The organism is Jeotgalibacillus sp. S-D1 (assembly GCF_004358665.1).
In the GTDB taxonomy this organism is placed as follows: Bacteria; Bacillota; Bacilli; order Bacillales; family Jeotgalibacillaceae; genus Jeotgalibacillus.
Genome location: NZ_SMZR01000001.1, coordinates 278,341 through 290,515 on the forward strand (window position 1 = coordinate 278,341; position 12,175 = coordinate 290,515).

Annotated in this window: 10 protein-coding genes and 1 other annotated feature; of the genes, 9 read left to right on the forward strand and 1 reads right to left on the reverse strand. The window is 42.1% G+C overall.

Going from position 1 to position 12,175, the window contains the following annotated elements:
• The first annotated feature begins 102 nt into the window (after positions 1-102).
• The 8 genes from hemA to E2R51_RS01415 all read left to right on the forward strand — a co-directional run bounded on the left by hemA (position 103) and on the right by E2R51_RS01415 (position 8,786).
• Positions 103-1,458 carry a glutamyl-tRNA reductase gene (gene hemA, locus E2R51_RS01380; protein WP_133375236.1) on the forward strand — a complete coding sequence of 452 codons (1,356 nt, stop codon included), beginning with the start codon at positions 103-105 and terminating at the stop codon, positions 1,456-1,458.
• Between the two features lie 14 nt (positions 1,459-1,472).
• Entirely contained in the window at positions 1,473-2,306 is an 834-nt protein-coding gene (locus E2R51_RS01385; protein ID WP_133375237.1) for a cytochrome c biogenesis protein, read from the forward strand.
• Between the two features lie 154 nt (positions 2,307-2,460).
• Positions 2,461-3,393 carry a hydroxymethylbilane synthase gene (gene hemC / locus E2R51_RS01390; protein ID WP_133375238.1) on the forward strand — a complete coding sequence of 311 codons (933 nt, stop codon included), beginning with the start codon at positions 2,461-2,463 and terminating at the stop codon, positions 3,391-3,393.
• 3 nt (positions 3,394-3,396) lie between these two features.
• Positions 3,397-4,179, forward strand: coding sequence for a uroporphyrinogen-III synthase (locus E2R51_RS01395; RefSeq protein ID WP_133375239.1), 783 nt, complete (start codon positions 3,397-3,399; stop codon positions 4,177-4,179).
• 12 nt (positions 4,180-4,191) lie between these two features.
• A complete protein-coding gene (hemB, locus tag E2R51_RS01400; protein ID WP_133375240.1) occupies positions 4,192-5,169 on the forward strand; it encodes a porphobilinogen synthase in 978 nt (325 codons plus the stop codon).
• A 24-nt stretch (positions 5,170-5,193) separates the two neighbouring features.
• Positions 5,194-6,483: a glutamate-1-semialdehyde 2,1-aminomutase gene (gene hemL / locus E2R51_RS01405; protein ID WP_133375241.1), complete on the forward strand. Its 1,290-nt coding sequence runs from the start codon at positions 5,194-5,196 to the stop codon at positions 6,481-6,483.
• A 130-nt stretch (positions 6,484-6,613) separates the two neighbouring features.
• The gene (locus E2R51_RS01410; RefSeq protein ID WP_165967103.1) at positions 6,614-7,681 is read left to right on the forward strand and encodes an AbrB family transcriptional regulator; all 1,068 of its coding nucleotides are present in this window, start codon (positions 6,614-6,616) and stop codon (positions 7,679-7,681) included.
• Between the two features lie 76 nt (positions 7,682-7,757).
• Positions 7,758-8,786 carry a hypothetical protein gene (locus tag E2R51_RS01415; protein WP_133375243.1) on the forward strand — a complete coding sequence of 343 codons (1,029 nt, stop codon included), beginning with the start codon at positions 7,758-7,760 and terminating at the stop codon, positions 8,784-8,786.
• Here the strand turns inward: E2R51_RS01415 and E2R51_RS20110 are convergent, their stop codons facing one another.
• On the reverse strand, positions 8,787-8,978 hold the full coding sequence (locus tag E2R51_RS20110; protein ID WP_133375244.1) for a hypothetical protein: 192 nt from the start codon (positions 8,976-8,978) through the stop codon (positions 8,787-8,789).
• Positions 8,979-9,101: 123 nt separating this feature from the next.
• Positions 9,102-9,338, forward strand: a binding site (T-box leader).
• A 111-nt stretch (positions 9,339-9,449) separates the two neighbouring features.
• Here E2R51_RS20110 and E2R51_RS01425 point away from each other — a divergent pair.
• Entirely contained in the window at positions 9,450-12,095 is a 2,646-nt protein-coding gene (locus E2R51_RS01425; protein WP_133375245.1) for a valine--tRNA ligase, read from the forward strand.
• The last annotated feature ends 80 nt before the right edge of the window (positions 12,096-12,175 follow it).

The following is a 12,175-nucleotide window of genomic DNA, read 5'->3' on the forward strand; positions in this document are numbered from 1 at the left end:
TCGAATAGGGGTTCAATGTATGTTCACAATTGCTATAAAAGCACGGTTTATGAAGTGTTATAATTAAAGTAGTGATTAAATTGTGGGGGTGTCTTTCAAAACATGCACATTTTAGTGGTAGGATTGAATTACAAAACGGCCCCTGTTGAGATAAGAGAGCGTCTTTCTTTCCAGGAAGCGGATCTTCAGCGTGCAATGGCGTCTCTTCAGACGAAAAAAAGCATACTGGAAAACGTGATTGTATCAACGTGTAATCGTACGGAAATATATGCAGTCGTTGATCAGCTTCATACAGGTCGTTATTATATTAAAGATTTTTTAGCAAATTGGTTCGGATTAGAAAAAGAAGAATTCAGCCCTTATTTATTTATATATGAAAAAGACGGTGCAATGGAGCACTTATTTAAAGTCAGCTGTGGTCTGGATTCCATGATTGTGGGAGAAACTCAAATTCTGGGACAAGTGCGCAAAAGTTTTCTTTCTGCCCAGGAAGTTGGTGCCACGGGGACTGTATTTAATGAGCTGTTTAAACAATCCATTACACTTGCAAAAAAAGCACATTCAGAAACAGATATTGCATCAAATGCAGTATCGGTGTCTTATGCTGCTGTTGAGCTGGCGAAAAAGATATTTGGTGATTTGAACAAAAAGCATGTACTGATTCTTGGTGCAGGCAAGATGGGCGAGCTGGCCATTCAAAATCTGCAAGGCAGCGGCGCGACAAAAATTACGGTCATTAACCGTACATTTGAGAAAGCACAAGTTCTTGCTGCTAAGTTTAACGGACAGGCAAAACAGCTTCGTGAATTGCAGTGTGCGCTTATGGAAGCTGATATTTTAATTACTTCCACCGGTTCAAAAGATGCTGTGATTGATAAAGAAATGATGATGCACGTTGAAGGAATGCGCAAAGGACGTCCATTTTTCATGGTCGACATCGCGGTTCCGCGTGATTTAGATCCGTCTATTAATGAATTGGACAACGTATTCCTTTATGATATTGATGATCTCGAAGGAATTGTACAGGCCAATCTGGCAGAACGCAAACAGGCTGCTGAAGCGATTGAAATCATGGTAGAAGAAACCATTGTAAACTTTAAGGAATGGCTGAACATGCTTGGTGTAGTCCCTGTTATCTCAGCTCTTCGGGAAAAAGCTTTGGGTGTACAGGCAGAAACCATGCAAAGCATTGAGCGGAAAATGCCAAGCTTAACAGACCGTGAACGTAAAATCCTGAATAAGCATACAAAAAGCATTATTAATCAGCTGTTAAAGGACCCGATTTTACAAGCGAAGGAATTGGCAGCTTTACCAGATGGAGATGAAAAACTGGAACTGTTTATGAAAATCTTTAATCTTGAAGAACAAGTAAATAGTTCCCTCCAGGATTCTAAAGTGAAAAGCAAAGAGTCTAACTGGATTGAGAAGCATCAACCTGAGCTGTCCTTACAGCCCTAAACGGGGGATAACGGATGTTTGAACTTTCAATGACCCGGCTTCACGAGGTAATGATTATCCTCTATGCAGCAAGTGTGTTACTTTATTTTCTGGATTTTTTACAAAAGAACCAGAAGGCAAATCGGTTTGCCTTCTGGCTTTTAGCAATTGTTTGGGTTCTTCAAACAATTTTTTTGTTTTTGTATATGACAAGAACAGGACGCTTTCCTGTTCTTACCCTTTTTGAAGGGATTTATTTTTATGCCTGGGTGTTGGTTACACTGTCATTAGCGATTAATCGCCTGATGCGTGTAGACTTCACCGTTTTTTTTGTCAATGTAATTGGTTTTATATTCATGACAATCCATACATTTGCTCCTGTGCAGGCGCAGACAAATGCGGCGGCTGAGCGGCTGATGTCTGAATTACTGTTGATTCATATAACGATTGCACTGATCTCCTACGCTGCTTTTTCTTTATCCGTCGTTTTCAGCATTCTCTATCTCTTGCAATATCGCATGCTGAAGAAAAAAAAGTGGGGGCAGAAACTTCAGAGAATCACAGATTTATCACAGCTTGAAAAAGGAGCTGTAATCCTAAACGTTATTGGATTTCCCTTGCTTTTACTCAGCTTAATATTAGGCGTACAGTGGGCTGTCAGTACGCTCCCCTATATGATTTGGTATGACGTGAAAATAGTAGGTTCGTTTTTAATTCTTGGAATTTATGGTGTTTTTCTCTATATGAAAGTAGCAAAGGGTTTATCAGGGAAATCCTTGGCAATGCTAAACCTAGCAGCATTCCTGTGCCTGCTTATCAACTTTCTGCTGGGCAGCCGCTGGTCATCTTTTCACTTTTGGTATTCATAGGTTTTAAGCAGATCAGACCATCGCTTATATCTATTAAGAACCTGATAAATAACAGCGGAAAACAGTAACAACGAAAGAAATTGAATTTCCGAAATTAATCGCAAAAAATCGATAGTAGACACAGCAGCTATATACATAGGAGGAATAAACAGCAATGAGAAAAATTATTGTGGGATCAAGACGCAGCAAGCTCGCTATGACACAAACGAAATGGGTCATCGAGCAGTTGAAGGCTATTGATCCGTCAACTGAATTTGAAATTAAAGAAATTGTTACCAAAGGCGATAAAATTCAAGATGTAAAACTATCAAAAGTTGGCGGTAAAGGGTTATTTGTTAAAGAGATTGAACAAGCCATGATTGATGGAGAAATTGATATGGCCGTGCACAGCATGAAGGATATGCCTGCTGAATTACCAGAAGGTTTGACGATTGGCAGTATTCCGGTTCGCGAGGATGCAAGGGATGCTCTTATTTCCAAAGAAGGAAAAACACTTGCTGAGCTTCCTGCTGGTTCTATTATTGGAACGAGCAGCTTGAGAAGAAGTGCTCAAATTCTCGCTAAACGTCCTGATCTTGAAATTCAGTGGATTCGGGGGAATATTGATACGAGACTTAATAAGCTTGAAAACGAAAATTTTGATGCAATCGTATTAGCTGCAGCAGGTCTATCACGGATGGGCTGGTCAAAAGAGGTCGTTTCTGAATTTTTGAGTCATGAAGATTGTCTCCCGGCAATTGGTCAGGGAGCTTTATCAATTGAGTGCCGTAAAGACGACACAGAGCTTCGTTCCTTATTGGATCAATTTACGGATGAGGAAACCAGTTTGACAGTTCTTGCTGAACGCGCTTTTCTGCACAAAATGGAGGGCGGATGCCAAGTACCTATTGCTGGATTTGCGATATTAAACGGCAGTGATATTTCACTCACTGCTCTTGTTGCTTCGCCGGATGGGAAAAAAGTATACAAAGAAGTGATTAAAGGAAATGATCCGGTAAAAGTTGGAGAAGAAGCTGCTGCTGTCTTAACCTCACAAGGAGCAAAGGCGTTAATCGATCAGGTAAAGGCTGAGCAAGTAGGTCAATAGGTTATGGCGTATTCCTTAGAGAACCATCGGATCTTACTTACAAGACCCTATCAGGCAGCTCTAAAAGACAAGTTATTAATTGAAAAACGAAATGGCCATGCAGTCATTATACCGATGATCGAAACCCAATCTTATAAAAGTGAATGCGAAGAAGCTATTCTTACCCGCATCCATCAATATTCGTGGATTGTTTTTACAAGCCGAAACGCTGTTTCATTTACTCTTGCGGTGTTAGAAAAAAATAATCTTCTGGGTGTTCTTAAGACGATACAAATTGCTGCAATTGGAAAAAGAACAGCTGATTTTCTCGAATCTAGGGGTTATCCTGTATCCTTTTATCCTGAAAGCTTTCGAGCAGCAGATTTTGTAAAAGAGTTTCCTTTCGATAGAATAATGGGAGAACGCGTGTTATTCCCACAAGGAAATCTTGCCCGGAATATTATTATGAACACTTTTGAGCAGCACGGAATTAGCTGTGATAAATGGGTGCTGTATAAGACGGTCAAGGCAGACCAAAGCAAAGCGTTATTAAAGGCTTTAGCCGCTGATTCATTTGAAATTATTACTTTTGCCAGCCCTTCAGCGGTTTTGAATTTTGTCGAGATCCTCCAGTCATCAGAGGACCTTTACCAGCTTGTCATGAATGAGAAATGGACAATTGCGAGTATTGGGCCGACAACCACAGAAGAACTAAAAAAAAATAAGCTGCCGGTCCATATTGAACCGGCAGCTTATACGATGGCAGCTTTGATAGATGAAATTGCCTGTTACTATACGCAACACTAGGAGGAACCGAATATGAGAGATATTCAATTTGACCGCCACCGCCGCCTGCGAAACTCCGATTCACTGCGGGCGATGGTACGTGAAACCTGGCTTAGAAAAGAGGACTTGATTTATCCGCTGTTTGTAGTGGAGGGAGAAAATATCCGTAATGAGGTTTCTTCAATGCCTGGCGTTTTTCATATATCCCTTGATGCAGTACTTGCGGAAATAAATGATATCGTTAATCGGGGAATTAAATCCGTCATTTTGTTTGGTGTTCCCGCAAACAAAGACCCGCTCGGCAAGCAAGCCTATCATGAGCATGGCATCGTACAGGAAGCGACAAGATTGATTAAAGCAGAGTTCCCTGAGCTCGTCATTATTGCAGATACCTGCCTATGCCAGTATACAGACCATGGCCACTGCGGCGTTATAGAAGACGGGAAAGTGCTGAATGATCCAACACTCGATCTCTTAGCCCAAACGGCAGTCAGCCAAGCGAAGGCAGGAGCCGATATTATTGCCCCTTCTAATATGATGGATGGATTTGTTGCAGCGATTCGGGCAGGCCTTGATGAAGCAGGCTTTCATGATATTCCGATTATGAGCTATGCCGTTAAATACTCGTCGAGCTTTTATGGCCCGTTCCGTGATGCCGCTCACAGCTCGCCGCAGTTTGGTGATCGCAAAACGTATCAAATGGATCCCTCCAACCGCATGGAGGCATTGCGCGAAGCACAAAGTGATGTAGAAGAAGGTGCTGATTTCCTAATCGTAAAACCGGCCCTCTCCTATCTTGACATCATGAGAGATGTTAAAGACCGTTTTCCGCTCCCTGTCGTTGCTTATAACGTAAGCGGAGAGTATTCAATGATAAAGGCAGCAGCTCAAAACGGATGGGTGAACGAAAAGGAAATAGTGATGGAAAAGCTTACAAGTATGAAACGTGCAGGAGCTGATCTCATCATTACGTACCATGCAAAAGATGTTGCGGAATGGTTGTCGAACTAATACTTTATTCGAGGAGGAGATCATATGCGTTCATATGAGCAGTCAAAGGAAGCATTCAATGAAGCACAGGATTTAATGCCTGGCGGAGTCAACAGCCCGGTGCGTGCGTTTAAATCAGTAAACATGGATCCGATATTTATGGAAAAGGGAAAGGGTTCCAAAATACATGATATAGATGGTAATGAATATATCGATTATGTTTTATCATGGGGGCCCCTCATTCTGGGTCATGCCCAGGATCAGGTCGTCAATGCAATTCAAGAAGTCGCAATGAGCGGAACAAGCTTTGGAGCACCGACAACTGTAGAAAATAAACTTGCGCAGCTTGTCATCGAAAGAGTTCCCTCAATTGAAAAAGTACGAATGGTATCATCCGGTACAGAAGCAACGATGAGTGCGCTTCGGTTGGCGCGGGGATTCACAGGCCGTGATAAAATCGTAAAATTTGAAGGCTGCTACCATGGCCATGGAGACAGTCTGCTGATTAAAGCTGGTTCAGGAGTGGCAACTCTCGGTCTTCCGGACAGCCCTGGTGTTCCGGAGAGTGTTGCAAAGAATACTATAACTGTTCCTTACAATGACTTTGAATCGATCCAATATGTATTCAAGGAATTTGGGAAAGATATAGCAGCGGTTATCGTTGAGCCGGTTGCAGGAAACATGGGAGTAGTGCCGCCAGTTGAGGGTTTTCTCGAGGAGCTTCGGAGCCTGACTGAGGATTATGAATCTCTGCTTATATTTGATGAAGTAATGACAGGCTTTAGAGTAGGTTATAACTGTGCACAGGGCCATTTGGGTGTGACGCCTGATTTAACTTGTCTTGGAAAAGTAATCGGCGGAGGTTTGCCGGTAGGCGCTTTTGGCGGGCGAAAAGAAATCATGGATCAGATCGCACCAACAGGACCGATCTATCAGGCCGGTACACTTTCCGGTAACCCGCTGGCTATGACAGCAGGTTTTGAGACACTCTCGCAGCTGACGCCGGAATCATATGAGCATTTTGTTGAGCTTGGGGATCTGTTAGAAAGCGGATTTACCTCCCTTGCTGAAAAATATGATATTCCTCATACGGTTAATCGAGCAGGGTCTATGCTTGGCTTTTTCTTTACAAATGAAAAAGTAACAAACTTTGATCAAGCTAAAACGTCAGATCTTCAATTGTTCGCTGAATTCTATCGTCATATGGCTGATAATGGCGTTTTTCTTCCACCTTCACAGTTTGAGGGATGGTTCCTATCGACGGCTCATACTAAGAGTGACGTCGAAAAAACACTTCAAGCAGTGGAAGCTTCATTTAAAGCAATCAAAGGGTAAGATTTTACAGGCTGATTCGGGGTTACTCCGTAATCAGCCTATTTTCATTTTATACATTTGCGGAAAGCGCTGACCTGCAGCGTCAGACTTAAGAATAAGAATTTGAATATTAAGGAAGAGGGTGGGAAATTTGGCTGAAAAATCTGTGAAATGGCTTATCATTACTGCAGTAATTGCTGCCGCAGCCGGTTTTTTGTTTGCTGCTTCAGGAATGTTTCTGCCATGGCTGCTCGGACCATTGTTTGCCATGCTGATTTTACGTAACACCGTTTCATGGCCGTTGCACTGGCCTTCTTGGATCCGGAACACTGGTTTACTGATTATTGGCTGTCAGATGGGTACATCCTTTACTTCTGAAGCCATTAAGTTAATGGTGATATTTTTGCCATATATGCTCGTTTTAACATTGGCCGTTGTGGGGTTTTCCGCAGTTTCCGCACTCTTTTTGTCAAAAAATTCAAATTATAATTACCATACTGCTCTGCTTGGAAGTTTCCCTGGAGGTCTTTCTCAAATGGTAGTGTTAAGTGAAGAAGTGAAGGGTGCTGAACCTTCCGCGGTGGCTTTCATGCAGACCATTCGAATTCTCCTTGTTATTACGCTGGTGCCTTTTCTTGTCACTTATTTTTTTCCTTCAGCAGAATCATCGTCTAATGCCCATCACCAAACATCCATTATTTACCTTAGTACAGTTTCTCTCATCTTTTTGGCAATTGCTATTATTGTTCTATTACTTGGTATGGTGAGAGTGCATTTTCCGATTCCCTTTATGCTTGCACCGCTGATAAGCGTAATCGGCTTTAATGTAATAACGGATGCTTCTTTTGGGCTGCCGGATGCACTCGTTGCATCTGCACAAGTAATGCTTGGTACTCATTTAGGTTTGCAAATGAAAGGAATGAAAAAGCTTCTTGCAGCAAAACCGCTAATAATCGTCGTTGTGATGAACCTTGCATTGATCGCGTTTTGCATCATTTTATCATTTGCATTAAACTCTTTTTTCTCCTTTCCTTTCCTTGAAATGTTTTTAAGCGCTGCTCCGGGAGGGGTGGCAGAAATGGCAATTACAGCTTATACGGTGGGTGCTGATGTATCGACTGTAACAAGTTTTCATCTGTTTCGAATCTTTTTTATTTTATTTGCCGCCGCTCCTTTGACGGTTTATTTACTTAAGCGGAAACTGGCTCAGACTGCCTGATTGTCATATTCATTTCTCTTTTAGCATATAAAGCAAGAGTAGGAGTTATGCAAAAGGAGAAATGAGGGAGGAAACGATGAAAAAGAACCAAATGCCGCTTTCGCTGAAAGAAACTATTTTACTGGATGGAAATGCCGGATTAAAAGAGCTTAGATCTCTTTCCTTTGAACCAAGTGTTTCAATAACTGAACATGCAGACCATGTGTTAATCGAAGGATCGCTGCATTTAGCAGGCGAAGGAATTGCAAGTCTTGATTCAAGATTTGATGAGCAGGCGTATCAATCTTATGAGCGAGTTCAAGTAATTAACCATGTACAGGACGAGCAGCTTGAATTTGAGCATTATTTTCCTATAACAGTGAATGTGTCATCTTCAAGGATAACGAACATTCATCAATTAGATGTGTATATTGACCATATCGATTATGAATTAAAGGACGAGCGGGTCCTATTTATTCAGGCGGATATCATTGTAGACGGTGTTTCGAAAGAAGTGCCGGCCATGAAGGTTATCGAACCGATGACGGAAATACAACCAGAACGGGATCCATCTCAGGAAACCACCGTTGCAAATGAGACGGGTGAAGTGAAAAGAGAGGAAGCGGAGGAACTTCCGATCAGACTATTGCCTAATCCATTAAAAGATTGGAATGGAGAAACGCATGAAGAGGAACAAATCACATTTGATCTGGATGAACAGATGGTTATTAATGAGGAAGAACAGGAAAATACAGACAGTATAGAACCTCATATTGCTGCTTTTGCTGTTTCAGAAGTGCCGCAAACTGAGGTCCGGGCAGTGCATTACGAAGAAGAGCAGCACCAGCATGAAGAACCGATGCAGGAGCAGGCGAATGACGAAGAAGAGCGTTACGAGGACACCCAGGATGAACCGGCAGAGATAGCTGATGACCAAGCTTTAATGAGCTTTGTCACCAGTCTGCAGGAGGATATGACAACCATTAAGATTTACATTACGCAACAGAATGAAACACCTGAAATGGTTGCAGAACGATATGGAGTATCGATGATTCAGTTAATGAAAGCAAATCAGTTTGAAACCAGAGCTCCATTCGAACGCGGACAGCTTGTATGGATTCCCTAATCAAATCCATTCAAAATAAAGAACGCAGGCTACCCCAATTAAAATGCCCAAAAGAAGAACATCAAATGTGGTTGGCAGAAGAATAAGCCGCACTCCCTGAAAACAGCAAAAGGGAATAATTAGTGTCTGACAGGTCGTGCGGCACTTTTTCCACCAAATCGGTGCTGGTTTTGGAAACATTCGTTTTCCCATTTTTTTTCTTCCTTTCAATTGAATAGATGTTGTATTATATGTCTGCGTTTCTTTATTGGACATTAAAAGATGTGGTTAAGCATTGACGAATACCGGTTTAATCCATTACTATAGAAATACATATGATATGCATTGACTGGGAAGAGTACACGATCATTCATTCTTCAGAGAAGAAATTCATTTGCTGAGAGAATTTCCAGAACTGAACTCGTAGAAGTCCCCCATGAGCAGCTGTGGTGAACAGAAAAGTTCTAATTAGCCATCAGCCGGTTAAACACCGTTATTGGAATTAAGTGCACAAGTGGATTGATTGCTTGTGTAAAAAGGTGGTACCGCGAATTCGCTCCTTTCGTCCTTTTATAGGCGAGAGGAGTTTTTTTATTTTCAGCTGATTAATATTAAAGACCGATTTAGCACAGCATGACAAAGGTTAATCCCCAAAATAGATAATTGGTCGAGGAGGAGCAAAAAATGGAGCCAAATAACGTAACAATGCCCACAAAATATGATCCCCAATCCATTGAGAAAGGGCGATATGAGTGGTGGGTGGATGAAAAAGTATTTGAAGCAAAAAATGATCCCCAAAAAGAACCTTATACCATTGTCATTCCACCTCCGAATGTAACAGGAAAGCTGCATCTCGGACACGCATGGGATACTACCCTGCAGGATATTTTGACACGCATGAAACGCATGCAGGGGTATGATGTACTATGGCTGCCTGGCATGGACCACGCGGGAATTGCAACGCAGGCTAAAGTTGAACAAAAACTAAAGGAGCAGGGAAAGTCCAGATATGATCTTGGACGCGATGCTTTTGTTGAAGAAACATGGAAATGGAAAGAAGAATATGCAGACCACATTCGTGAGCAATGGTCTAAATTAGGACTGGGGCTTGATTACTCAAGAGAGCGTTTTACACTCGATGAGGGGCTGTCGAACGCTGTTCAAAAGGTATTTGTTTCCCTTTATAATAAAGGGCTGATTTACCGTGGCGAGTACATTATTAATTGGGATCCTGCGACTAAAACGGCTCTTTCAGATATCGAAGTAATTCATAAAGATGTTCAGGGTGCATTTTACCATATGCGTTATCCTTTAACGGATGGAAGCGGCCATATTGAAATAGCGACAACACGTCCTGAAACAATGCTGGGTGATACCGCAGTAGCCGTACATCCGGAAGATGAGCGCTATAAACATCTGATAGGCAAAACGGTTAAGCTGCCAATTATCGGCCGGGATATTCCGATTGTTGCAGATGATTATGTTGATATGGAGTTTGGTTCAGGAGCAGTTAAAATAACACCTGCACATGATCCAAATGATTTTGAAATTGGAAACCGTCACTCTCTTGAACGGGTTCTGATTATGAATGAAGACGGCACAATGAATAAAAACGCTGATATTTATGCAGGTATGGATCGCTTTGAATGCCGGAAAAAAATCGTTGCAGATCTTCAGGAACAGGGTGTTTTATTTTCAGTCGAAGAACATATGCATTCTGTTGGTCATTCTGAGCGAAGCGGTGCAGTAGTAGAACCATACTTATCAACACAATGGTTCGTAAAAATGGATCCTCTCGCCGAGGAAGCAGTTAAGCTTCAACATGGGGATGATAAAGTTTCGTTTGTTCCCAATCGATTTGAGCAGACCTATTTGCGCTGGATGGAGAATATCAGAGACTGGTGCATTTCACGTCAGCTTTGGTGGGGCCATCGAATTCCTGCCTGGTATCATAAAGAAACAGGAGAAATTTATGTAGGAGAAGAAGCTCCTGCAGATCCTGAGAACTGGAATCAGGATAATGATGTGCTTGACACATGGTTCTCGTCCGCGTTATGGCCGTTTTCAACAATGGGCTGGCCGGATACAGACTCAGAGGATTTCAAGCGTTATTATCCTACAGCTGCACTGGTAACAGGTTATGATATTATTTTCTTCTGGGTATCCAGAATGATATTTCAGGGGATTGAGTTTACAGATAGCCGTCCGTTCAAGGATGTGCTGATCCATGGTTTGGTGCGCGATGCTGAGGGGCGGAAAATGTCCAAGTCACTCGGAAACGGTGTTGATCCAATGGATGTGATTGAGCAATATGGAGCAGACTCGCTTCGTTATTTCCTTTCCACCGGCTCATCTCCTGGTCAGGATCTTCGTTTTTCAATGGAGAAAGTAGAATCTGTCTGGAATTTTGCCAACAAGATTTGGAATGCATCACGATTTGCGTTGATGAATATGGATGGACTTAAATTTGAAGAAATCGATCTCTCAAATGAAAAATCGGTAGCGGATAAATGGATCCTTACCCGATTAAATGATACCATCGAAAACGTCACAAGCCTGGCTGATCGATATGAGTTTGGCGAAGTTGGACGGACATTATACAACTTTATCTGGGATGATTTCTGCAACTGGTATATTGAAATGGCCAAGCTACCACTAAACGGTGATAACGAAGAAGCGAAAAAAACAACGCGTTCGATCCTGGCATATGTACTCGATCAAACGATGCGTTTGCTGCACCCGTTTATGCCATTTATAACAGAGGAAATTTGGCAAAACCTTCCTCATCAAGGGGAATCTATTACTGAAGCAGCCTGGCCAACGGTAAATCCGGAACTGACAGATCGGGAAGCTGAAGAAGAGATGAAGCTGCTGATTGAAATTATCCGTTCTGTGCGAAATATCCGGGCTGAAGTGAATACTCCGATGAGCAAGCCGATTAAACTTTCCATCAGAGCAAAGGATCAGAAGGTTCTGGCTCAATTGGAGAAAAATGAAGCGTACCTGGATCGTTTCTGCCATCCTGAAACACTGGTGCTTGGTACAGCAATTGAAGTGCCTGAAAAAGCTATGTCTGCTGTTGTAACAGGAGCTGAGCTCTTCTTGCCATTAGAAGGTCTTCTGAATTTGGATGAGGAAATTGCCCGTCTGGAAAAAGAGCTTATGAAATGGACGAAAGAAGTTGAGCGGGTAGATAATAAGCTTGGCAACGAGCGTTTTGTCAGTAAAGCGCCTCAGGCGATTGTGGATGAGGAGAAAGCAAAAAAACAGGATTACAAAGCCAAGCAAGAAGCAGTTAAAAAACGCATCGAAGAATTAAAAAATGTTTAAATGATAAAAGTGAACATTCCACTTAAGGTGAAGCGGGCGGAGAACAATTCCGCTCGCTTTTTTCCATGAATGCTGTAAAA

What these genes read in the sequence shown, in the direction of transcription:
- E2R51_RS01425 (WP_133375245.1), top strand. Translation starts at nt 9,450, where the DNA reads ATGGAGCCAAATAACGTAACAATGCCCACAAAATATGATCCCCAATCC.
- hemL (WP_133375241.1), top strand. Translation starts at nt 5,194, where the DNA reads ATGCGTTCATATGAGCAGTCAAAGGAAGCATTCAATGAAGCACAGGAT.
- E2R51_RS01415 (WP_133375243.1), top strand. Translation starts at nt 7,758, where the DNA reads ATGAAAAAGAACCAAATGCCGCTTTCGCTGAAAGAAACTATTTTACTG.
- E2R51_RS20110 (WP_133375244.1), bottom strand. Translation starts at nt 8,978, where the DNA reads ATGGGAAAACGAATGTTTCCAAAACCAGCACCGATTTGGTGGAAAAAG.
- E2R51_RS01385 (WP_133375237.1), top strand. Translation starts at nt 1,473, where the DNA reads ATGTTTGAACTTTCAATGACCCGGCTTCACGAGGTAATGATTATCCTC.
- hemB (WP_133375240.1), top strand. Translation starts at nt 4,192, where the DNA reads ATGAGAGATATTCAATTTGACCGCCACCGCCGCCTGCGAAACTCCGAT.
- hemC (WP_133375238.1), top strand. Translation starts at nt 2,461, where the DNA reads ATGAGAAAAATTATTGTGGGATCAAGACGCAGCAAGCTCGCTATGACA.
- E2R51_RS01395 (WP_133375239.1), top strand. Translation starts at nt 3,397, where the DNA reads ATGGCGTATTCCTTAGAGAACCATCGGATCTTACTTACAAGACCCTAT.
- hemA (WP_133375236.1), top strand. Translation starts at nt 103, where the DNA reads ATGCACATTTTAGTGGTAGGATTGAATTACAAAACGGCCCCTGTTGAG.